The sequence below is a fragment of the Rhodococcus sp. RD6.2 genome, from assembly GCF_001040705.1.
Lineage (GTDB): Bacteria > Actinomycetota > Actinomycetes > Mycobacteriales > Mycobacteriaceae > Rhodococcus_G.
The window spans coordinates 129705-150404 of sequence record NZ_CVQP01000005.1 but is presented as its reverse complement, the minus strand read 5'-3'; the positions used below and the strand labels follow the sequence as shown (position 1 = coordinate 150404).

The following is a 20700-nucleotide window of genomic DNA, read 5'->3' as shown; positions in this document are numbered from 1 at the left end:
CCGGTCACCAGATCTTGACGCGCTTCTCCGGCTCCAGATAGAGGGCGTCGCCGGGTTCGACGTCGAACGCCTCGTGGAAGCTGTCGAGGTTGCGGACGACGCCGTTGCAGCGGAACTCCGGCGGCGAGTGCGGGTCGACGGCGAGGCGCCGCAGCGCCTCCTCGTTGCGGGCCTTCGTGCGCCACACCTGCGCCCACCCGTAGAAGACACGCTGCAGACCCGTCAGCCCGTCGAGTTCCGGAGCGTCCTGCCCTTCGGTCGCAATCCGGTACGCCTCCAACGCGATCGACAGTCCGCCCAGGTCGCCGATGTTCTCGCCGATCGTGAACTCGCCGTTGACGGTGTGGCCGGGGAGCGCCTTCGGTTCGAACTGGTTGTACTGGGCGATCAGCGCGGTGGTGCGCTTGCCGAACTCGGTACGGTCCTCGTCCGTCCACCAGTCGACCATGTTGCCGTCACCGTCGTACTTGGCGCCCTGGTCGTCGAAGCCGTGGCCGATCTCGTGGCCGATCACCGCGCCGATGCCACCGTAGTTGGCGGCGTCATCGGCGTCGGCGTCGAAGAACGGCGGCTGCAGAATCGCTGCGGGGAAGACGATTTCGTTCATACCGGGGTTGTAGTACGCGTTGACGGTCTGCGGCGTCATGAACCACTCGTCACGGTCGACGGGGCCGCCGAGCTTGGCGAGGTCACGGTCGTGGTCGTGGGCGTATCCGCGACGGTAGTTGCCGACGAGGTCGGTGCCCGAGATCGACAGCCCAGCGTAGTCCCGCCACTTGTCCGGGTAGCCGATCTTCGGGGTGAACTTCTCCAGCTTCGCCAGCGCCGCCTTGCGGGTGTCGGGGCCCATCCACTCGAGGTCGGAGATGTTGCGGCGGTACGCCTCCTGCAGGTTCGCCACCAGTTCCTGCATGCGGGCCTTCGCGGCCGGCGGGAAGTGCCGCTCGACGTACAGCTGCCCGACGGCCTCGCCGAGCAGATCCTGGACCAGGGTGACACCGCGCTTCCAGCGTTCCCGATTCTCCTCCGTCCCCGACAGGGCCTTGCCGTAGAACGCGAAGTTCTCGGCGACCAGTGCCTCCGTCAGATACGGTGCGCGCGCGTGGATCACCTTCCACGCCGTCCACTCCTGCCATTCGACGAGGGGACGCCCGGTCCACAGTGCGGTCAGGTTGGTGAGGAAGCTCGGCTGCCGGACCACCAGCTCCGCGAACGCCTCGGGTGTGCCCCCGAGCTCGGAAATCCAGGTGTTCCAGTCGAATCCGGGGTTCTCGGTGGCGAGGTCGGCGAGGGTGACGAGGTTGTAGCTCAGCTCGGCGTCGCGTCGCTTGACGACGTCCCAGTGGCCGGAGGCGATCGCCGTCTCCAGATCGAGGATGCGCTTCGCGGCGCCGGCCGGGTCGGGACGTCCCGCCAGGGCGAGCATCGCCTCGACATGCGCGACGAAGGCGTCCCGGATCGGGGCGTGCGCGTCCTCGCGGTAGTAGGACTCGTCGGGGAGGCTGATACCGGACTGCGTCAGGTGCACCAGGTAGCGGGTGGAGTCCTTGGCGTCGGTGTCGACGTAGTTACCGATCACTCCGCCGACACCGGTGCGCTGCAGACGGCCGAGCAGCGCGGCCAGTTCGGTGGTGGTCGTGACGGCGTCGACGGCGGCGAGTTCGTCGGCAATCGGGTCCAGGCCCGCGTTCTCGACCGCGTCGGCATCCATGAACGACAGGTACAGGTCGCCGATCTGCTGGCCGGCCGTGCCGTCCGCACCGCCGGTGTCGGCGGCCTCGGTGATGATCGCCCGCACGTCGACTTCGGCCTGGTCGTAGAGGGTGCGGAAGGCGCCGTCCACGGCCCGGTCGGCGGGAATCACGTAGTTGTCGAGCCACTGGCCGTTGACGTGGGCGAACAGGTCGTCCTGGGCGCGGACGCCCGTGTCGAGGTGGGTGAGGTCGATTCCGGAACGCGTCATGCCCTCCATCATGGCCGCTCCGCGGCCCGGGCGCGGTTTGCGGGTGCAGGACCTCCCGTCCGCGCGCGAGCGCGAAGTGCCTATATCCCGATGTTGATGGCGCCGCGGTAGCCGTCGTCGGTCCTCACGACGGTCACCATGCCGGACTCGTCGAAGATGGTGTCCGTCGCATTGGTCACGTTGTTCTCCCACCCGGAGTGCTCGTCGTAGGGGCTGGTCGCGTAGACCTCGCCGACCAGGTCCTCCTCGAAGAACAGCTGCGTGGTCAGGACCGTTTCCTTGTTGACGTGCACCTTGAGGTGGATGTGCGTCGTCCGGCCCGTGTACCAGCCGGGGAAGATCGTCGTGAACGTTGCGACGCCGTTCGAGTCCGTGGTCTGCGCGCCGCGCAGGTACGTTCCGTCGTCGGCCGGCGTTGCCTCGGCGTCGCCGACGCTGTACGAGCCGTTCGACGTCTCACCCGACCCCTCGATGCCGGATCCTCCGGCGCCCGGTCCGCCCTCTGCGCCGGGGCCGCCCTGCGGCGGCGCACCCATCGGCATGTCGCCCGTCGGCGGCTCACCCATCGGCATCTCGCCGTTCGGGGGCATGCCGCCCGGGGCGCCGCCCGACGGAGGACCGCCGTTCGCGCCCATGGATCCGGACTCGAATCCGGAGTACACGCCGCCCGCATCACAGTGCCAGATCTCGACGACCGCGTTCGCGATCCCGCCGCCGCCCTCCGGTGTGCATGTCGCCGAATTCTGTACTCGCAGAACAAGTTCGAAGTTCGTTCCGGGACGGTCCTCGCGGATGTCGTTGCGGATCGAGTCGACGTCGAACCAGTACGGTCCCTGCGTCTCCTCCTTGCTCGCGACGCACTGGGGTGCGCGGGTCAGGAGGGCCAGTGCATCGTCGCCCGAAGTCGCTGCCCCGGCCGTTGACGCACCCGCCGTCGTCGACGATGTCGCGGTGTCGGACCGGTTGCCCGCGCACGCGGCGATCAGTCCACTCAGACCGACCGTGCCACCGAGGGCCAGCGCCCTGCGGCGGCTGACCCGTGCGCGACTGCGCTCGACATCCTTGTTCACGTTTCACTCCGATCGCTGTCCGTTGACAGGTTGATCCTGTCGACAGACGCTGTGACCTCGCTCGGACCTACCCGAGAGGTTGCTGTGAGCGTCAGCGCGGGACCGGAACGGGGGTGAGGGTGATCGAGAGCTGATCCTCGACGTTCTGGCGGAATTCGTCCTCGCAACGTTGGACGGCGGCCCTGTCGTTGCCTGCATCACGTACACAGTCGACGAAGTCGCGGCCGCCGATCATGGTGAACAGGCCGACTCCGAGCACCGCCAACCCGATCGCCCCGATCAGTGCGAGGACGCCGAGGATGATTCCCGCCACCGACATCCCACCGTTGGTGGCCCGCTGCTTCTTGAAATGCGATCGGCCGACGATGCCGAGGATGATCGCGAGGATGCCGAAGACGACACCGCCGATGATCGTCCACACGGTGAGTAGAGCCAGTATGCCGAGGATCAGCGCCGCGATACCCGCCCCGTTCCTCGGCGAGCTCGACGGCTGAGGCGCATAACCACCCTGTGCATATCCACCCTGTGCATAACCACCCTGTGGGTAGCCGGGGGGCGGATAGCCGCCCGGGTACTGCTGGCCGTACTGCTGTGCCCCCGGATACTGCTGGGCGCCGGGATACTGCTGGCCGGGTTGGCCGGGGCCGGATCCGGGCGGGCCGTACTGCGGCGGCTGACCCTCGGGTGTTCCGTCGGGATTCGGTGGCTGATTCGTCATCGCACGCTCCTCCGGCAGGCCGGCGCCGGGCGACGCCCGCTCATCGCAGAGTAGACCCGGATGCGTCAGAAAAGCTGGACGCTGGTCTGTGCGCGGGCGAGCAGGATGCCCGAGGTGTCGACGAGTTCGGTGTCGATCAGCGCGAGCCGCCTGCCTGCACGCACGACCTCGGAGCGCACGCGGACCGGGCCGCCGTCGAGGGCGGGGGACCGCACGAAGTCGATGCGCAGGTCGAGCACCCGGTAGTCCTGCCCGGCGGCGGTGAGGGTCTGCGACGCCAGACCGGCCGTCACGTCCGACACGGAGATCAGGTTGCCGCCCTGCACCGTTCCCAGGTAGTTCGCCATCCACGGCTGTGGCACGAATTCCGCGACGACCCGGCCGCGTTCGACCTCGGTCACCTCGACGCCGAACAGTCCGGCCAGCGGCCCTCGGGCGACCTTGCCGGCCGCGATCGCGGACACGACGTCCAGCCCGGTCAGCTCGGCGAACTCGGCCGGATCCGTGCCCGGCTCGGCCTCGGGGACGGGCAGCGCCTCGCCTCCGAACACGGTGTCGGCGTGGGTCGCGCCGCGCGTGACCACGACGGATCGTGAGGTCAGTACCGCGAGGGTCTGTCCGTCGGGGCCGGTCAGCTCGCCCGCGGAGAGCCCGATTCCGGTGTCGAGGTCGAGGTGCACGGCGTGCCCGCGGGCGAGCACGTCGCCGGTGTCCGGCAGGGGAGCGGCGAGAGTCGCGGTGATCTGCGACAGCACCGTCTGGGTGCCCCGCGGCACGGCCCGCCCGGCGGCGCTGCCCGGGACGCTGTCGACGAGGACGCCGATGGAACCGAGGACGGTGCGGCCGCGATGGTCGTGGAATCGAGAGCCGACCTCCTGCGTGAACTCGATTCGGCCGGGTTCGACGGCACCCTGGCGAGCGCCCATCATCGCCATCAGCCGGTCGACTCGCGGGGTATCGGTAGAGGTCATGACCACTTTTCTATCATTGCCGTTTCAACCTGCCGTTGCCCGGTCAGCTGAGCGGTCGCAGTCGTCCGCGCGAGGAGGACGCCTCCCGGGCCGCACAGGGCCGACTCGATCAAGGCGATCCGGCGCCCCGCCCGCACGACGCGGGCCAGTGCGGTGATGGGCGGGCCGTCGACGGCGGGGGACCGCACGTAGTCGATGGTCTGGTCCTGCAGGGTGTAGTCCTGGCCGGGCGCGGTGAGCGTCTGGGCGAGGAGTCCGTTCGTCAGGGCCGCGGCGGCGAACAGGATGCCGCCCTGCACGGAGCCGACCTGATTGCTCATCCACGGCTCGGGACGCAGGGTCGCCGTCACGGTGTCCCTGCCGACGTCGGTGACGGTGAGTCCGACGAGCCCTGCCAGCGGACCACCGGACACGCTGCCACCCGCGATGCCCTCGACGATGGCACGGCCGGCCGCACCGTCGACTGGCGTGACCGGGGCCGGGGCAGGGAATTCGGTGGTCGGTCCCGGCGCGAGATGGATGTCGTCGCGGGCGGCGCGGCTGACGACGACGCTGCGGGCGAGGAGGTGGACTCGGGTGGCGCCGTCGGCGGTGATCGTGCCGACGGACAGGCCGGTCCCCGATTCGAGATCGAGGTGATCGGTGGCCGCCGTCGCGGTCAGTACACCGGCGTCGGGCAGTGGCGCCGTCGCGACCGCCGTCAACTGCGAGACGACCGTGCGGTTCCCCGCCGGGACCGACGCGAAGAACGCCCCGGCGACCGCCGAGTCCGCGAGGACTCCCACCGAGGCGAGCGTCGTGCGGCCGCGATGGTCGTGGAACCGGACGCCCGCGGCGGCCGTGAGGTCCGTTCCTGCGGGCGACATCGCGAGGACGCGCACCCCCATCATGGTGTTGAGGGGATCGACGCCGCGGGGTCGAGCCGGGGTGGTGGTCATGCAGACATGGTTAGCCGGGGTGCGTCGATCACCGTCCCGGATTCCCGGTCGACGGGACGGTGATACGCCGCGTCAGCCGCCGAGTCGCCCGTGCATCTCCCAGATCAGGACTTCGGTGTCGCGGTCGGTCGCGGTGAGCCGCTGGCCGCCCGTCGCGGTGAACCGCACGGCGTCGCCTTCGGACAGGCGACCGGCGCCCTCGAGGTCCGCCTCTCCTTCGGCGACGAAAAGGTGCAGGTAGGGCGCCTCCGGTAGGGTGACGGTGTCGCCGGCCTGCATCCGCGCGACGTACAGCGCGGCGCCCGAATTGTTGATGCTGATCGCCGATCCGCCGCGGTGCTTGCGCATCCCCGACGCCACCGGCACGAGTCCGCCGCGCATCAACTCGTCCTCGACCTCGAGTTGCTCGTAGCCGGGGGCCACGCCCGCCTCGTCCGGAAGCACCCACATCTGGATGAACCGGACCGGTTCGGAGTGTTCGGGGCTCGCGGAGCCGGCGAGCCGCCACGAGTCGTTCTTCTCGGAGTGCAGGATTCCTGTGCCCGCGCTCATCCGCTGCGCGAGCCCCGGATAGATCACGCCTGCATGACCCATCGAATCCTGGTGCACGAGCGATCCGCGCAGCACCCACGTCACGATCTCCATGTCGCGATGCGGGTGGGTATCGAAGCCCTGACCTGGTGAAACGATGTCGTCGTTGTGCACGAGCAGCATGCCGTGATGGGTGTTGTCGGGATCGTAGTGCTGGCCGAAGGAGAAGGAGTGCTTCGAGTCGAGCCAGGCGATCTGCGTCGAGAGCCGATCCTGGGCACGCCGGATGTCGACGCGAGGCGTCGTCGCTGCCGTCATATGTACCTCCTTCGAGAACCTCGCCCTCCAACATAACCAGGCAGTTCGCCGTTGCCTTCTCTCGTGATCGCTCCGATGCCTGAACGTTGCGGTAACCAGGTGTTCACACTGCCGTGTCTTCGGTGGTGATGCTGCCCGGTGTCTGCGGCAGTGACGATCACCGCAATCCGGCGTGCATCTCCCAGATCAGCACCTCTGCCGCCTCGATCGCGGTGACGCGCTGGCCGCCGGAGTCGGTGAGCCGCAACGAGTCCCCGTGGTCGAGCCTGCCCGCGCCTTCGACGTCGACCGTGCCGCGTGCGACGAACAGGTGCCCGTAGAGGGCGTCGGGGATCGTCACCGACCGGCCGGGTTGCAGCCGTGCGGCGTGTAGCCCGGCGTTGCGGTTGCGGAGTCCGATCGCCGCGTCCCCACGGTGTTTCGGCAGGCCCGAAGCGACGACGACGAGGCCGCCAGCATCGAGTTCGTCACCGATCGGCAGTTCCTGATAGCTGGGCTCGATGCCGAACTCGTCCGGCGGAACCCACATCTGGACCAGATGCACAGGCTCCGCCGCTCTGGGGCCGGCCGAGCCGACGCGGTCGTTGCGTTCCGAGTGGAAGATGCCCCGGCCCGCGCTCATCCGTTGCGCGAGGCCGGGGTACACCACACCGGAGTGACCTTCGGAGTCCTGGTGGACCAGCGATCCGCTGAGCACCCAGGTGACGATCTCGGCGTCCCGGTGCTGGTGGGTGTCGAAGCCCTCGCCGAAGTCGACGATGTCCTCGTTGTTCACCACCAGCAGTCCGTGGGCGTGCTCGGCCGGATCGAAATTCCCCGCGACGGGCATGCTGTGGCGCGAATCGAGCCAGCCGTATCTCAGGTGCCTGCGATCGCCCGCCCGCTGCACCATCACCTCGGGCACGACGTCAGCCCAGGGTCTCGTGGGCTGCCGGGATCGAGCCGAGTCGGCCGGCCTGGTAGTCCTCGAACGCCTGGATGACCTCGGCCTTGGTGTTCATGACGAACGGCCCGGCCATCGCGACGGGTTCACGGATCGGCTTGCCGCCCAGGACGAACACCTCGAGCGACTCGGTACGCGAGTCCTGCGTGTCGGCCGCCCCGATCGTGATGGTGTCTCCACGCCCGAACACGGTGGTCTGGCCCATGTGCACCGGCCGACGCTCGGTACCGACGGTCCCGTCGCCTGCGAGGACGTAGGCGAGAGCGTTGAACTCGGGATTCCAGGGGAGGGTGACGCTCGCGCCGGGCGCGATGGTCGCGTGCAGCAGGGTGATCGGGGTGTAGGTGGAGCCGGGGCCCTGGTGGCCGTCGAGTTCGCCCGCGATGACGCGGATCAGTGCGCCGCCGTCGGGGGACGACAGCAGGGCCACCTTGGATCCGGTGATGTCCTGGTAGCGCGGGGCCGCCATCTTGTTGTCGCGGGGCAGGTTCACCCACAGTTGGACGCCGTGGAAGAGGCCTCCGCTCATGACGAGCTTCTCCGGCGGGGCTTCGATGTGCAGGATGCCGCCACCCGCTGTCATCCATTGAGTGTCGCCGCCACTGATGACGCCGCCGCCACCGTTGGAGTCCTGGTGTTCCATTGTCCCGTCGATCATGTAGGTGACGGTCTCGAAGCCGCGATGCGGATGCCACGGAGTGCCCTTCGGCTCACCGGGGGCGTAGTTCACCTCGCCCATCTGGTCCATGTGGATGAAGGGGTCGAGATGGCGCATCTCGACGCCCGCGAAGGCGCGCCGGACGGGGAAGCCCTCGCCCTCGTAGCCGGTCGGGGCGGTGGTGACCGCCAGGACGGGCCGCGGCGTCGCGTCGGGAGTGGTCTCGTTCAGGCGCGGCAGGGCGAGGATGTTGTCGACGGTCACGGCGGGCATGGTGTGCTCCTCGGGTCGATGTCGGGCATGTAGTTGAGAGATAAACTACTTTCACCGGAGTCAACGCGTGGAGGCGGGAGGTATTCCCGGCCGTGTCAGCCCGTCATCGCGGCGAGGTGTCGAAGCACATTGGGGTACCGCTGCGTGTGTGCGCCGCCGTTGAGGTCGAGCGAGGCGCCCGTCATCCAGCTCGCCTGATCGGACAGCAGGAACGAGATCGCGTTCGCAACGTCGTCGGGATCTCCCGCTCGGCCGAGCGGGATGTTCTCCACGAAGTCCTCGACCAGGCCCGGGACCAGTGCCGCTCCCGCGGTCAGCGGGGTCGGGACGAAGCCGGGAGACACCGCGTTCACTCGAATCCGCCGCGGACCGAGTTCGAGCGCGGCGACCTCGGTGAGCATGAGGACCCCGGCCTTGGCCGCGCAGTAGGCGCCCATCGCGACGCCCGGCTGGCGGCCGTTCAGTGATGCGATCAACGCGATCGCGCCACCCCCGCGCATCACCTTCGCGGCCTCGCGCAGAACCAGGAACGACCCGGTCAGACAGACGTCGACGGTGTCCTGCCAGTCGTCGACGGAGAGGTCGACGAGCGCTCCCGGGCGGGAGATGCCCGCGCAGTTCACGACGGCGTCCACCGACCCGTGCTCGTCGCGAACACCCTCGAACAGCGCGCGAACGCTCTCCTCGTCGCTGACCTGGACGTGCCGTGCCATCGCCGAGCCGCCCAGCTCGGCTGCTCGCTGCGTTGCCGCCTCGGTCTCGACGTCGGCGATCACGACGACATCACCCTGGAAGTGGAGTAGTTGCGCGGTCGCCCACCCGAGGCCGGAGGCGCCGCCCACGATCACCGACACCCGCTGAGTTCCCGCCGCACACGCGCTCAACGCCCGCTCCCCTCGATGAGACCTGGATCACTTGCTGGACAAGTATTCATGCAAGTGTCTAGTTGTCAACAGAGGTCGTCGCTAGCATCACGGGGCATGACGACCCCGTCGAAAACGCGCGCAGTGCGGGTTGGTGATCTCGTCTTCGACGTCTCCGTCGCAGGTGAGGCGGAGGGGGCTCCGGTGGCTCTGTTGCTGCACGGGTTCCCGCAGAGTTCGGCTTCCTGGGACCTCGTTGCCCGGCAGTTGGCGGACGCCGGTGTCGCGACGTTCGCCCCCGATCAACGGGGCTACTCGCCGGGAGCCCGACCCGGCGACGTCGACGACTATCGCCTCGACGCGCTGGTCCGCGACGTCGTCGGCCTGTGCGATGCACTCGAGCTGAATCGGGTGCATCTCGTCGGGCACGACTGGGGAGCGATCGTGGCCTGGGCTGTCGCAGCTCGCCATCCCGACCTCGTCGCCTCGCTGACCGCGCTGTCCGTGCCCCATCCCGCGGCCTTCGCGTGGGCGATTCGGCGGGACCCCGAGCAGCGCGAGAAGTCGGGCTACATGGAGTTCTTCCAGCAGACCGGTCCCGCCGAGGAACTTCTGCTGGCCGACAACGCGGCCGGTCTGCGGATCGGATTCGGCGACGCCGTTCCCGCCGGCCTGGCCGACCGGCACATCCGGCTGCTCGGCGAACCGGGGGCGATGACCGCCGCCCTCAACTGGTACCGGGCGAAGGGCGACGACTGGGCCGCGGTGCCGCCCGTCGGAGTACCCGCCACGTTCCTGTGGGGCAGCGGCGATATCGCCGTCATGCGTTCGGGAGTCGATCGCTGCGGTGAATTCGTCACCGGTGAGTACGAATTCGTCGAACTCGACGGAGTCGGTCATTGGCTTCCGGAGGAGGTGCCCGGGGAGGTGGCGACGGCGGTGCTGGCCCGGGTCCACGGAGGCGCGAGAGAGGGCTAAGCGGACCGAGAATAAATTTGGACCGAGTTCAGGAATCGGCGTACGCTCGGAGGGTGACCCAGACTCCCGGCCTGCGTGCGGCCAAGAAGCTCGACACGTGGCGATCGCTGCGCGCCGCCGCGATCGAGCTGGTGACCGCACGCGGATTCGATGACGTCAGCGTCGAGGAGATCGCGGCCGCCGCCCGAGTCTCGAAGAGCACCCTCTTCAACTACTTCCCGTCCAAGGAAGCGCTGCTCCTCGACCCCGACCCCGAAGACCCGGACCGCTGGCGCGCCCTCGCCGCCGCCCGGCCCGACGACGAACCGGTCTGGGTGTCGGTGCGCGAGATCATCGTCGGCGCGGTGTGCGGCGACGAGGCGAAGCTCCTCACCCGCAAGACGATGATCGAGCAGTGCCAGGCGCCGCTCGAACCCGCGCTCGCTGCGAGCGAACCGTTCCGCCGCTTCCTTCGTGACTGGGTGGCGGGCAGGCTTCCCGACGACCCGATCCTGACCGCGCTGGTCGTGAACTCCACGTTCGCGGTCGCGCACACCGCGTACCGCGCGTGGCGACCCGAGGACGGGCACGCCCGTTTCGAGGACCAGCTGCGCTACGGATTCGACACTCTCGGTGCCGGGCTGCTCGCCATGGGGGTCGCCACATGACCACCCTGCTCGAGAAGCTGCACGGCGTCGAACCTTTCATCGCCTACCTGGTCGTGAGCGGTTTCGTGTTCTTCGAGGACGCGTTGCTGATCGGATTCGTCGTCCCCGGCGAGACCGCGGCGATCGCGGGCGGCGTGATCGCCAGTCAGTCGCACGCGCACCTGTGGGTGATGATCGCCGTCGTCGTGGTCGCGGCCGTGCTCGGCGACACCGTCGGGTTCGGTATCGGCAGGCGATTCGGTCCGCGAGTGCATCGGCTTCCGCTGATCTCCGGTCAGCGTCTGGACCACGCCGCCGATCTCCTACGAAGACGCGGTGGCCCCGCGGTGTTCCTGGGCCGATTCGTGGCGTTCGTTCGCACGGCGATGCCCGCGCTCGCGGGCATGAGCGGCATGCCGTACCGCAGGTTCCTCGGCTTCAACGTCGTCGCCGCGACCCTCTTCGGTTCGGTGAGTGTCCTGGTCGGCTATGCGGTGGGAAACTCGTACGCCACAGTCGAATCCGTTCTCGGCGGCGGTGTCTGGGTGATTCTGGGGGTACTCGTCGCCGCCGCGGTGGTGTGGGGGATACGGCGCCGGATCCGTGTTCGGCGTGAGGTGTCCCACGACCAGGAGTCCACCGCCTTGCTCATGGGGAACCCTGGGAACTGTCCCAGCGGCAGCTGAGATTTCCGGATCCTCAGAGATCTCTCACCGATCACCACCCGTCGACCACACGAATCGGCGGTACCTTCGGGCGTCATGCCTATCTCCTCCGCGCCGCATGTCCGCCGACTGTGGGCCGCGACAGTCGTTGTCGCCGTTGCCGTTGTCGCAGTGTCGGGCGTCCTCCTCGCCCTGCGGTCGCCGGAGTCCCCGCGCATCGTCGCGGTCGTGAACGAGGACACCGGTCCGGTGGGCGCGAAGGTCGCCTCCGCGCTCACGGCGTCGGACGACTTCGAGTGGGAGGTTGTCGACGCGGCCCCCGACATCACCGCGGAACACGTTGCCGTGGTGGCCATTCCATCCGACTTCACCGACCGGATCTCGGCGCTGGGCGGCGCGAACCCGCAGCAGGCCCAGGTGACTGTCGAACGGGGGCCCGAGGCCGACGACGCGCAGGTGTCGGAGCTGACTGCGTCGGTGTCCGCGACGACCTCGGCGGCCGGTATCCGCGACCTCCTGTCGGGCGTCGCGTCGGCCCGCTCCCAACTGCAGCAGGCGACGCTGCCCGCACAGATCCTGACCAGCGCGACCGCGGCGGCCGAGAAGCAGGCGCAGGAAATGCTGGGCGGCGTCGACGACATCCTTCCGCTGTTGCAGACCGCCAACGACGGTGCGAACCAGCTCGCCGACGTCGCGGGGCAGGTGTCGGGAATGGTGGACGGCGCACGGGGACCCGCGGCCGAGGCGTCCGCGCGACTGTCCGAACTCGGGATGACCATCGGGGACGTCAACGCCGGTGCCGCGGAACTCGAGGGCGGGCTCACCGCAGCCGCAGGCGTCCTGCGGTCGACGGGAGTCGACGCGGCCGCGGCGGACACGCTCGACCGCACGGCAGCCGACCTGACGGCGCTGACCGCGCAACTTTCCGAGATCACCGCACTGCTGGGCACCGACGTGGGGGACGGCACCGATCTCGGTGCGGCTCTGGACAGCGGTTTCCGTCAGGTCGAGGGCATGTCCGCGCAGCTGTCGAGCGCGGGAGCCCAGTTGCAGTCCGGGATCGGACCGATCGCCGCGCAGGCCCCGGACCTGGTGGCGGGCGCGACCGATCAGGTCCTCGCAGGCGTCACCCAACTCAAGACGGTGTCGGCCACGCTGAGCGCCCAACTCGGCGAGGGCATCGGAGCGATCCCGCTCCAGGGCGGTGTCGCGGCGGTGTCGTCGAGTCTCGCGTCCCCGGTCGCGGTGACCCTCGCCGGCGAACCGTCCTCGGGGCCGCTGCTGACCGCGAACACGCTGATGGTCGCATTCGCCGCGACGACGATCGTGCTCGCCGCCGTGCTCGGTTGGCAGTATGCGGGCCGGTCGATGCGTCATAGTGAGGCATGAAGATTCTGCGGCCACTGACGGTGGCGACGACGACGGCGGCGGTCGGCCTCGTGCTCGTCGCCGGATGTTCCAGCGGTTCGACCTCCGGGGACTCCGGGTCCGCGCCTCCGGGTATCAGCACCCAGGCGGTCGGGACGGTCACCGCGGCGCCCGACACCGCGACCGTCGTGCTCGGGGTGCAGACGCAGGCCGCGACCGCGGACGCCGCGCTCGCCGCGAACGCCGAACGCGCCACCGCGTTGATCGACAGTCTCAAGGCGAAGGGCGTCGCGGAAGGCGACATCGCCACCAGCGGACTGTCCGTGCAGCCGACTTTCGGTAACTCGTCGACGGACATCACGGGTTACCAGGTGACCAACCAGGTCACCGCGACCGTCCACGACATCGCGGGGGCCGGTGAGCTGATCGACGCCGCGGCCGCAGCGGCGGGTGACGCCGTGCGCGTGCAGTCGCTGTCGTTCTCTGTCGACGACGACAGCGAGCTGCGGGCTCAGGCGCGCTCGAAGGCCGTCCAGCAGGCTCAGACGCAGGCCGGCCAGATCGCCGACGCCGCGGGGGTCTCGCTCGGCGGCGTCCGGTCGATCACGGAGGTCTCGGCGGAGACACCGGCGCCGATGCAGGGACGGATCCTGAGCGACCAGATGGCCGCGACGCCCGTCCAACCGGGAACCCAGGACCTCACCGTCACCGTGTCGGTGGTCTACGACATCGACTGACGGCCTGGCTCGACATCCCAGCGGCGCGGATCGCATTCGAGGTTGCGGCGATCCCACTGCGCGAGGTCCGCTGCCGCGGCGTAGGTGCTCTGCAGGAACTCTGCGACCGCGGCATCGGGATCCGTTGCGGTGCGGGCCTTTTCGTACGGAAAGAGGAACTGTCGGAAGTCGGAGTTGTAGAAGGCGCCGTCCGGCCCGACCGCAGCGTCGGCGAATCCGTCCGGTTCGGGATATGCGTACGCGTAGAACGCGCCCTCCTCGCCGCCGCCCGGCCAGAAGCCGCAACTGCTCAGTTCACGCGAATACCCCTCGACCATCACCCAGTCGCCGCAGTTCGGCGCGCCCCCGGGATGAGGGGGAGCGCTGCGACCCGAGAATCGGGTGCACGCGAGATCGAATGAGCCCCAGAAGAAGTGGACCGGCGACACCTTGCCGATGAAATGCGCGCGGAATGCGCGCATCACCCGGTCGGCCTGCACGAGCTGGCGCCAGAACAGTGTCGCGGCGTCGGCGTCGTACGACGCGTGGACCAGGTCGTCGGCGAATGGGATTGCCGGATCGACCTCGTTCGGCGTCGCGCTGATCGGCGCGTCGACACCCAGAGCGGTGAGTGCCTCCAGCACCTCGCCGTAGAACCGCGCCACCGGTTTCGGTTCGAGTGCGACGGTCGCGATTCCCCCGTCGCTGGTGCGGAGCACGAGTGCGTGATCGACGAAGTCGAACTCGATGTCCAGCATGCGCGTGCCGACGGGGATCGCGCCCGTCGCCAGTCCGCGCGCCGAGACGTAGAACGTCACCTGCCACCAGTGATTGATCAGCGGGGACAGCGTCATGCGGACCTTCCCCACGATCTGCGTCCACATGTGCAGGGTGTCCCGGGTCGGCGTCCAGTCGTCCACACGCAGTGACGGCCACGAACCGTCGGAGTCGTTCCGGTCGGTCATCGCGTCTCCCTCGATTGCTCGGGGCGAAGAGAACGAAGAGGTGTTCTCGAGTCTAGGCCAGGCCTATCGTGGGGGCGTGGCGCACACACAGGACTCCTTCACCGGTAATCACGGCACCCGGATCGACTACGACGTCTGGACGCCGGACGGCGACCCCGTCGCCCTGCTCGTCCTCGCGCACGGGCTCGGCGAGCACGCGAGGCGTTACGACCATGTCGTCGCGCGACTGCTCGACATCGGGATCGTCGTGTACGCGCCCGACCATCGCGGCCACGGTCGCTCGGGCGGCAAGCGGGTCGAGCTCAAGGAATGGCGGGACTTCACCGACGACCTGCACCGCGTCTTCGACATCGCCCGCGCGGCACACCCCGGGCTGCCCGTCTATCTGCTCGGGCACAGCATGGGCGGCGCGATGGCGCTCGACTACGCCCTCGATCACCAGGACGATCTCGCCGGCCTGATCCTGTCCGGGCCTGCTGTCGACGTCACGTCCGGCACGCCCGCGATCGTCGTCACGCTCGGCAAGGTGCTCGGCAAGTACCTGCCCGGCCTGCCGGTCGAGAACCTCGATTCCAACCTCGTCTCCCGCGACCCGAAGGTCGTCGCCGCCTACAACGCCGACCCGCTCGTGCATCACGGCAAGGTCCCGGCAGGAATCGCCCGCGGCATGATCCTCAACGCCGAGTCACTTCCCGCGCGCCTGCCGTCGCTGAAGCTGCCGCTGCTCCTGCTGCACGGTGAGCAGGACGGCCTCGCCAAGGTCGACGGCAGCCGGATGATCGCGTCCACCGCCGGGACGTCGGACCTCACCTACAAGGAGTATCCGGGTCTCTACCACGAGATTCTCAACGAACCCGAGCAGGACGAGGTGATAGCCGACGTCACCGGGTGGCTCACGGCGCACCTGAGCTGACGCCGTGTCCCAGTTGACGCACCGCACCATCGCGGTGAACGGAATCGACCTGCACATCGCCGAACAGGGCACCGGGCAACCGGTCGTACTGTGCCACGGCTTCCCCGGACTCTGGTTCACGTGGCGACACCAGATCGACGCGCTGTCGCGGGCCGGTTACCGCGTGATCGCACCGGACATGCGCGGGTACGGACGCAGCAGCGCGCCCGCCGAGGCGAGTTCCTACGACCGCGTCCACACCGTCGGTGACATGGTCGGCCTGCTCGACGCACTCGACATCGACCAGGCGGTGTTCGCCGGCCACGATTTCGGTGCGCACCTCGTGTGGGACCTGCCTGCGTGGGCGCCCGGACGGGTACGGGCGCTGATGCAGCTCAGCGTCCCGCGCACCCCGCGGTTGCCGGTGCAGCCCAGCGTCGGCTTCGCGTACCTGGCCGCCCGGCATTTCGCGCACGTCCATTACTTCCAGGAGGTCGGCGTCGCCGACGCCGAACTGAACGGGCATCCGCGCGAGTTCCTCGCGAAGATCCTGCACGCCCTGTCCGGCGCCAACCGGTACCTCGACTGCTGGGACTTCCCGTCCGAGGGCAACGGCTACCTCGACGTCCTGCCCGAACCGCCCGCGCTGCCGTGGAAATGGCTCAGCGAGGACGAATTCGACTACTACGTCAGCGAATTCACGAGAACCGGCTTCACCGGCGGACTCAACTGGTATCGCGCCGAGGACGCCGTGTGGGAGCAGAACGCGGCGTTGCACGACAAGCCGATCGACGTGCCGACCGTCTTCGTCGCAGGCGCGAAGGACCCCGTGCTGGAGATGATGGGGCGCGACCCCTTCGCCGCAATGCGGGCTCTGGTGCCCGGACTCGTCGGCACCCATGTCGTCGACGGCGCGGGTCACTTCGTGCAGATGGAGAAGCCCGCCGAGGTCACCGCCATCTGGCTCGACTTCCTCGCGAGCCTCGACGCCTGACGTCGCCGCGCTGGTTCCCTGATGTCACATCGGGGGTCGTCAAGTGACTCGATGTGACATCAGGGAACCCGGGGTGGGGCTACTTGATGGTGGCCAGCGACGCGAGGGTGGCCGAGCAGGCGTCGGCGAGTTCGGCGCCCTTCTTGTCGAAGTGCGCGGTGAAGAAGTCGGCGTGGTCGGCGTGGTCGTGGAAGTGGTGCGGGGTGAGCACGGCGGAGAACACGGGCACGTCGGTATCGAGCTGGACACGCATGAGGCCGTCGATGACGGCGGTGGCCACGAAGTCGTGGCGATAGATGCCGCCGTCGACGACGAGTCCTGCGGTGACGACGGCGTCGATGCGTCCGGTGCGGGCGAGCCGCTGCGCGTGGAGGGGGATCTCGAAGGCGCCGGGCGTCTCGTAGAACTCGATGTCGGCGGGGTCGTGTCCGAGTTCACGCCAGCGGGCGACGAAGGCGTCGCGGGCGTGGTCGACGATGGACCTGTGCCAGGTGGCCTGAACGAACGCAATGGTCATGGGCAAATGCTAGTCCCGGGCCGCCCGATCGGTGGTCTCGCCGTCCGGTGCGCGGGACCGCGTGCGAAAGGTTCTGGCGGACGGTCGTTCTCGGCAATCGCCCCTAACCTACGGTACCGTAGGTAGCGTGACCAAGCCAGACGTGACCCTCGAGAACTCCGACGCCGTCTACGACTACTACCTCGGACACCGTCAGAACCGGCTGCTCGCGAAGGCCGCCTACGCGACGCTGGCCGCGAAGTTCCGGCCTCGGGTGCGGTACGCGGATGGTGCGCGAGACGCGATCCGGGCACTCGTGCGCTCGAACACCAGCCTGGTGCTGTCGGTCAACCACCTGTCCGAGTCCGATCCGTACACGGTCGCGGCGGCGGCGTGGCGTAGTCCGCTGCGCGCGGTGATCGGGCGCACGCGCGTGCTGGCGAAGGACGAACTGTTCGAGGAGCGGAAGCTGCGGGACAGGATCGACCTGATGGGTTCGATACCGGTGTTCCGTGGCAAGAACCACGGCATGCGGGCCGTCAACGCCGCAGGTCAGCAGATGATGGACGTGTGCGCGACGCGGATGAGCCGCGGTGACAGCGTCGCGATCTTCCCGGAGGGCACGTGCAACGAGGGCGACCCGACGCGGCTGCAGTCCGTCGGCAGCGGCGTCGGGCACATCACGAGCCGGGCGATCAAGCTCGGTGTGACGCCCGCGCTCCTGCACATGGGCATCAGCTACGGCGACGACGCCAGGAACGCGAGCGTCTACTTCTCCGAGCCGGTCACCGACCTGCCGGACAAGCCCGCCGCCATCGCTCGGCTCGTTCACGACCAGCTGCAGGAGGCCGTCGACGGGGCCGTCGCGTACGGCCGTCGGTAAGCTGGCGCCGACCCGTCTGGAGGACGACCATGCAGCAAGTGGATGTGGCAGCACTGGAGCAGGCACTCGCCGCCGGTGCCGCGTTGATCGATGTGCGTGAGGCCGACGAGTACGCGCAGGCCCGCGTCCCCGGTGCGGTGCTCGTTCCGCTCAGCGAGTTCACGGCCCGCCTGGGCGACATTCCGTCCGCCGACACCCTGTACGTGATCTGTGCAAAGGGTGGGCGTTCCGCGCAGGTCGTCGACTACCTCGGTCGGACCGGGGTCACTGCGGTGAACGTCGCGGGTGGAACCGACGCATGGATCGCGTCGGGCCGCGCAGTCGACTCCGGAAACTAGCGCCAGGCGCGCGAGTACGCGTCGATCTCCGATTCGCGGGCGGCGCGGCGCTTGTCGTTGTCCAGGTCCATCGGCAGGCCGTTCTTCTGCAGGCGACGTGCCCGGTTCTGGTGGATGTAGACGATCGAGTAGAAGACGGCCAGGCTGACGCCGAGCAGCACCATCGACGCACGCAGCCACAGCGGGCCGGGGAACAGCATGAACAGCGCGTACAGCGGGACGAACGGGACCTGGGCGCGCAGCATGTGCCGGACGAAGTAGTGGTCGCCCGTGATGTCGTTGAGCACCCAGTCGTTCATCGACTCGGGCAGCTTCGCGCCGAACGTGTACGCGATCCACTGCAGCGGGTTGGGGCGGGTGACGCCCATCTTGCCGGTCATGCGAGTGCTCCTGCCTTGAGTGCTGCCTGGTTGATGTCGGTGAGTACGCGGTGCAGTTCTTCGAGCTGCGGGAGCCCGACGCCGAGTGCCGCGACGACGGCCGGGGGGATCTTCTCGGCCTCGGTACGCAGTGCGCGGCCGGTGTCGGTCAGGTCGACGACGAGTGCGCGCTCGTCCTCGGCGCTGCGGGTGCGGGTGATCAGCCCGGATGCCTCGAGGCGCTTGAGCAGTGGTGAGAGCGTCGGTGAATCCAGTTGCAGCGCAGCGCCGATCGCCTTGACGGACATGGGTGCCTCGCCCCAGAGCGCGAGCATCACCAGATACTGCGGATGGGTGAGGCCCATCGGTTCGAGCAGTGGTCGGTAGACGGAGAGCACGGCCCGATTCGCGACGGCCAGCGCGAAGCAGACCTGGCGGTCGAGTGCGAGTGGGTCGGCGTCGGTCGTGGTCATGGATTGGAGTGTACACGAATAGTTAGGGCACTAACTATATCCGGAGCTCGAACTTTCTTCGGGATCAGCGGCCCCGCGCACGGTTTGAAGGTAAAGTAAGTAGTACTTACGGTGACACACACTTTTCGGAAGGGTGGCTCGTGGACGGAACGACGCAGTTCGACGCGGTGATCGTCGGCGCCGGCTTCGGCGGCATGGGTGCGGCGATCGCGCTCAAGCGCCTCGGCATGACCAACCTGGTCATCGTCGAACGTGAAGACGACCTCGGTGGCACCTGGCACGTCAACCGCTACCCAGGCCTCGCCGTCGACATCGCATCGGTCACCTATTCGTACTCGTTCGAGCCCAACCCGCACTGGTCGCGGCTGTTCGCGCCGGGCTCCGAGTTGAAGGCGTACGCCGACCACGTTGCCGACAAATACGACCTGCGCCGCTACATGCGGTTCGGTGCGGTCGTCTCGGGCGCTCACTGGGACGACGACGCCCGGCACTGGGTGGTGTCGATCGACGGACAGGAACCGGTCACGGGACGCTACCTGCTGACCGCAACCGGCTTCCTGTCGCAGCCGCACCTGCCCGACATCGAGGGCATCGACAGCTTCGCGGGCCGCGTCGTGCACACCACCGCGTGGGACGACACGATCGACCTCACCGGCACCCGGGCCGCCATAATCGGGACCGGCGCGACCGCCGTGCAGTTGATTCCCGAGGTCGCGCGCAAGGCTTCCGCGCTCACCGTCTACCAGCGGACCCCGATCTGGGTGGTACCGAAGCTCGATGCCCCGATTCCCGCTGTCGTGCGCCGACTGTTCGCGAAGGTCCCCGCCACTCAACGCGCCGCCCGCGCCGTCAGTGACGGACTGCTCGAGGGCCTGATGGTCACCGCGGTCCTGCACTACAAGCAGGCGAAGATCCTCAACAAGATCGCCGCCGCGGCGTCCCGGCTGTTCCTGCGCACCCAGGTCGGTGACGCGAAGCTGCGCCGCGCGCTGACCCCGGACTACGACTTCGGCTGCAAGCGACCCACGTTCTCCAACAGCTACTTCCGCACCTTCACCCGGCGGCACGTGAACCTGGAGACGACGTCGATCGACCATGTCGAAGCAGATGGCATCGTCACCGTCGACGGGCGCAAGACCGAGATCGACACGCTCGTCCTCGCGACCGGCTTCAACCTGTGGGACGTGAACTTCCCCGCCATCGAGGTCGTCGGACGTGAGGAGCGCAACCTCGGAAAGTGGTGGCGTGACAACCGTTTCCAGGCCTACGAGGGTGTCGCCGTGCCGAAGTTCCCGAACTTCCTCACGCTGGCCAGCCCGTACTCGTACAGCGGCCTGTCGTACTTCACGACCATCGAATCGCAGATGGCGCACATGACGCGGTTGTTCGGGGAGATGAAGCGTCGCGGCGCCGACGTGTTCGAGGTGACCGACCAGGCCAACGCCCACTTCCTCGACCGGATGACGGCAAACCTCGACGACTCCGTCTTCTACGCGGGCAGTTGCTCCACGTCGCGCAGCTACTACTTCAACCCGCAGGGTGAAGCGGCGCTGCTACGGCCGACGTCGACCGCCAACGCGTTCAAGGAGGCCAACTCGTTTCCCCTCGACGACTACACGCTGAGCTCACCGGCCGTCGTGGGCTGAGCTCGGGCGGGCAGACGGTCGTCGTGACCGGACACCCCTGTAGCCACCGTGACCT

General features: G+C 68.5%; 23 protein-coding genes. 10 read left to right on the top strand and 13 right to left on the bottom strand.

The window, feature by feature from the left end; all coding sequences use genetic code 11:
* Window positions 1-4: 4 nt before the first annotated feature.
* From RHCRD62_RS07200 to RHCRD62_RS07160, 9 genes are all read right to left on the bottom strand, one after another.
* A complete protein-coding gene (locus RHCRD62_RS07200) occupies window positions 5-1972 on the bottom strand; it encodes a M13 family metallopeptidase (RefSeq protein WP_050064513.1) in 1968 nt (655 codons plus the stop codon).
* A gap of 71 nt (window positions 1973-2043) precedes the next feature.
* A complete protein-coding gene (locus RHCRD62_RS07195) occupies window positions 2044-3033 on the bottom strand; it encodes a peptidase associated/transthyretin-like domain-containing protein (protein ID WP_050064019.1) in 990 nt (329 codons plus the stop codon).
* Between the two features lie 91 nt (window positions 3034-3124).
* The gene (locus RHCRD62_RS07190; RefSeq protein ID WP_084734134.1) at window positions 3125-3751 is read right to left on the bottom strand and encodes a DUF4190 domain-containing protein; all 627 of its coding nucleotides are present in this window, start codon (window positions 3749-3751) and stop codon (window positions 3125-3127) included.
* A gap of 65 nt (window positions 3752-3816) precedes the next feature.
* Window positions 3817-4722 carry a PaaI family thioesterase gene (locus RHCRD62_RS07185; protein ID WP_050064512.1) on the bottom strand — a complete coding sequence of 302 codons (906 nt, stop codon included), beginning with the start codon at window positions 4720-4722 and terminating at the stop codon, window positions 3817-3819.
* Complete coding sequence (locus tag RHCRD62_RS07180) at window positions 4719-5660, bottom strand: PaaI family thioesterase (RefSeq protein ID WP_050064018.1); 942 nt, start codon at window positions 5658-5660, stop codon at window positions 4719-4721. Before RHCRD62_RS07180 ends, RHCRD62_RS07185 begins: the two co-directional genes overlap by 4 nt.
* Before the next feature lie 72 nt (window positions 5661-5732).
* A complete protein-coding gene (locus RHCRD62_RS07175; RefSeq protein ID WP_050064017.1) occupies window positions 5733-6509 on the bottom strand; it encodes a pirin family protein in 777 nt (258 codons plus the stop codon).
* A gap of 157 nt (window positions 6510-6666) precedes the next feature.
* A complete protein-coding gene (locus RHCRD62_RS07170) occupies window positions 6667-7401 on the bottom strand; it encodes a pirin family protein (protein WP_050064511.1) in 735 nt (244 codons plus the stop codon).
* A gap of 16 nt (window positions 7402-7417) precedes the next feature.
* Complete coding sequence (locus tag RHCRD62_RS07165; protein WP_050064016.1) at window positions 7418-8383, bottom strand: pirin family protein; 966 nt, start codon at window positions 8381-8383, stop codon at window positions 7418-7420.
* Between the two features lie 95 nt (window positions 8384-8478).
* Window positions 8479-9267 carry an SDR family NAD(P)-dependent oxidoreductase gene (locus RHCRD62_RS07160; RefSeq protein ID WP_253277233.1) on the bottom strand — a complete coding sequence of 263 codons (789 nt, stop codon included), beginning with the start codon at window positions 9265-9267 and terminating at the stop codon, window positions 8479-8481.
* Window positions 9268-9363: 96 nt separating this feature from the next.
* Here RHCRD62_RS07160 and RHCRD62_RS07155 point away from each other — a divergent pair, with 96 nt between their 5' ends.
* The 5 genes from RHCRD62_RS07155 (at window position 9364) to RHCRD62_RS07135 (ending at window position 13620) form a co-directional block, all read left to right on the top strand.
* Entirely contained in the window at window positions 9364-10224 is an 861-nt protein-coding gene (locus tag RHCRD62_RS07155) for an alpha/beta fold hydrolase (RefSeq protein WP_050064015.1), read from the top strand.
* Window positions 10225-10277: 53 nt separating this feature from the next.
* Window positions 10278-10871: a TetR family transcriptional regulator gene (locus RHCRD62_RS07150; RefSeq protein WP_050064014.1), complete on the top strand. Its 594-nt coding sequence runs from the start codon at window positions 10278-10280 to the stop codon at window positions 10869-10871.
* Window positions 10868-11536: a DedA family protein gene (locus tag RHCRD62_RS07145; RefSeq protein WP_084734133.1), complete on the top strand. Its 669-nt coding sequence runs from the start codon at window positions 10868-10870 to the stop codon at window positions 11534-11536. The genes RHCRD62_RS07150 and RHCRD62_RS07145 overlap by 4 nt, the downstream gene beginning before the upstream one ends.
* Before the next feature lie 75 nt (window positions 11537-11611).
* Window positions 11612-12904: a YhgE/Pip domain-containing protein gene (locus RHCRD62_RS07140; protein ID WP_050064013.1), complete on the top strand. Its 1293-nt coding sequence runs from the start codon at window positions 11612-11614 to the stop codon at window positions 12902-12904.
* On the top strand, window positions 12901-13620 hold the full coding sequence (locus RHCRD62_RS07135) for an SIMPL domain-containing protein (protein WP_050064012.1): 720 nt from the start codon (window positions 12901-12903) through the stop codon (window positions 13618-13620). Before RHCRD62_RS07140 ends, RHCRD62_RS07135 begins: the two co-directional genes overlap by 4 nt.
* Here the strand turns inward: RHCRD62_RS07135 and RHCRD62_RS07130 are convergent.
* Entirely contained in the window at window positions 13605-14564 is a 960-nt protein-coding gene (locus RHCRD62_RS07130; protein ID WP_050064011.1) for a DUF5996 family protein, read from the bottom strand. The genes RHCRD62_RS07135 and RHCRD62_RS07130 overlap by 16 nt on opposite strands.
* 76 nt (window positions 14565-14640) lie before the next feature.
* On the opposite strand from RHCRD62_RS07130, the gene RHCRD62_RS07125 reads away from it, so the two are divergent.
* Together RHCRD62_RS07125 and RHCRD62_RS07120 are read left to right on the top strand one after the other, a co-directional pair.
* Window positions 14641-15477: an alpha/beta hydrolase gene (locus RHCRD62_RS07125; protein WP_050064010.1), complete on the top strand. Its 837-nt coding sequence runs from the start codon at window positions 14641-14643 to the stop codon at window positions 15475-15477.
* A 4-nt stretch (window positions 15478-15481) separates the two neighbouring features.
* The gene (locus tag RHCRD62_RS07120) at window positions 15482-16450 is read left to right on the top strand and encodes an alpha/beta fold hydrolase (RefSeq protein ID WP_050064009.1); all 969 of its coding nucleotides are present in this window, start codon (window positions 15482-15484) and stop codon (window positions 16448-16450) included.
* A gap of 79 nt (window positions 16451-16529) precedes the next feature.
* Here the strand turns inward: RHCRD62_RS07120 and RHCRD62_RS07115 are convergent, their stop codons facing one another.
* Window positions 16530-16967 (bottom strand): 6,7-dimethyl-8-ribityllumazine synthase, encoded by a 438-nt coding sequence (locus RHCRD62_RS07115; RefSeq protein ID WP_050064008.1) that lies wholly within the window; start codon window positions 16965-16967, stop codon window positions 16530-16532.
* A 127-nt stretch (window positions 16968-17094) separates the two neighbouring features.
* On the opposite strand from RHCRD62_RS07115, the gene RHCRD62_RS07110 reads away from it, so the two are divergent.
* Complete coding sequence (locus RHCRD62_RS07110) at window positions 17095-17829, top strand: lysophospholipid acyltransferase family protein (RefSeq protein ID WP_050064007.1); 735 nt, start codon at window positions 17095-17097, stop codon at window positions 17827-17829.
* 29 nt (window positions 17830-17858) lie between these two features.
* Window positions 17859-18167, top strand: coding sequence for a rhodanese-like domain-containing protein (locus tag RHCRD62_RS07105; protein ID WP_050064006.1), 309 nt, complete (start codon window positions 17859-17861; stop codon window positions 18165-18167).
* Here the strand turns inward: RHCRD62_RS07105 and RHCRD62_RS07100 are convergent.
* Both RHCRD62_RS07100 and RHCRD62_RS07095 read right to left on the bottom strand, forming a co-directional pair.
* A complete protein-coding gene (locus RHCRD62_RS07100) occupies window positions 18164-18547 on the bottom strand; it encodes a DUF5313 family protein (RefSeq protein ID WP_050064005.1) in 384 nt (127 codons plus the stop codon). The two genes, RHCRD62_RS07105 and RHCRD62_RS07100, sit on opposite strands and share 4 nt — an antisense overlap.
* Entirely contained in the window at window positions 18544-18999 is a 456-nt protein-coding gene (locus RHCRD62_RS07095) for a MarR family winged helix-turn-helix transcriptional regulator (RefSeq protein ID WP_050064004.1), read from the bottom strand. Before RHCRD62_RS07095 ends, RHCRD62_RS07100 begins: the two co-directional genes overlap by 4 nt.
* A gap of 140 nt (window positions 19000-19139) precedes the next feature.
* On the opposite strand from RHCRD62_RS07095, the gene RHCRD62_RS07090 reads away from it, so the two are divergent.
* On the top strand, window positions 19140-20645 hold the full coding sequence (locus RHCRD62_RS07090) for a flavin-containing monooxygenase (RefSeq protein WP_084734132.1): 1506 nt from the start codon (window positions 19140-19142) through the stop codon (window positions 20643-20645).
* Window positions 20646-20700 lie beyond the last annotated feature (55 nt).

Excerpts from the sequence above, each read along its gene's own strand:
- RHCRD62_RS07200 (WP_050064513.1), bottom strand. The coding sequence starts at position 1,972 with ATGGAGGGCATGACGCGTTCCGGAATCGACCTCACCCACCTCGACACG.
- RHCRD62_RS07190 (WP_084734134.1), bottom strand. The coding sequence starts at position 3,751 with ATGACGAATCAGCCACCGAATCCCGACGGAACACCCGAGGGTCAGCCG.
- RHCRD62_RS07185 (WP_050064512.1), bottom strand. The coding sequence starts at position 4,722 with ATGACCTCTACCGATACCCCGCGAGTCGACCGGCTGATGGCGATGATG.
- RHCRD62_RS07180 (WP_050064018.1), bottom strand. The coding sequence starts at position 5,660 with ATGACCACCACCCCGGCTCGACCCCGCGGCGTCGATCCCCTCAACACC.
- RHCRD62_RS07175 (WP_050064017.1), bottom strand. The coding sequence starts at position 6,509 with ATGACGGCAGCGACGACGCCTCGCGTCGACATCCGGCGTGCCCAGGAT.
- RHCRD62_RS07170 (WP_050064511.1), bottom strand. The coding sequence starts at position 7,401 with ATGGTGCAGCGGGCGGGCGATCGCAGGCACCTGAGATACGGCTGGCTC.
- RHCRD62_RS07165 (WP_050064016.1), bottom strand. The coding sequence starts at position 8,383 with ATGCCCGCCGTGACCGTCGACAACATCCTCGCCCTGCCGCGCCTGAAC.
- RHCRD62_RS07155 (WP_050064015.1), top strand. The coding sequence starts at position 9,364 with ATGACGACCCCGTCGAAAACGCGCGCAGTGCGGGTTGGTGATCTCGTC.
- RHCRD62_RS07145 (WP_084734133.1), top strand. The coding sequence starts at position 10,868 with ATGACCACCCTGCTCGAGAAGCTGCACGGCGTCGAACCTTTCATCGCC.
- RHCRD62_RS07140 (WP_050064013.1), top strand. The coding sequence starts at position 11,612 with ATGCCTATCTCCTCCGCGCCGCATGTCCGCCGACTGTGGGCCGCGACA.
- RHCRD62_RS07135 (WP_050064012.1), top strand. The coding sequence starts at position 12,901 with ATGAAGATTCTGCGGCCACTGACGGTGGCGACGACGACGGCGGCGGTC.
- RHCRD62_RS07130 (WP_050064011.1), bottom strand. The coding sequence starts at position 14,564 with ATGACCGACCGGAACGACTCCGACGGTTCGTGGCCGTCACTGCGTGTG.
- RHCRD62_RS07115 (WP_050064008.1), bottom strand. The coding sequence starts at position 16,967 with ATGACCATTGCGTTCGTTCAGGCCACCTGGCACAGGTCCATCGTCGAC.
- RHCRD62_RS07105 (WP_050064006.1), top strand. The coding sequence starts at position 17,859 with ATGCAGCAAGTGGATGTGGCAGCACTGGAGCAGGCACTCGCCGCCGGT.
- RHCRD62_RS07100 (WP_050064005.1), bottom strand. The coding sequence starts at position 18,547 with ATGACCGGCAAGATGGGCGTCACCCGCCCCAACCCGCTGCAGTGGATC.
- RHCRD62_RS07095 (WP_050064004.1), bottom strand. The coding sequence starts at position 18,999 with ATGACCACGACCGACGCCGACCCACTCGCACTCGACCGCCAGGTCTGC.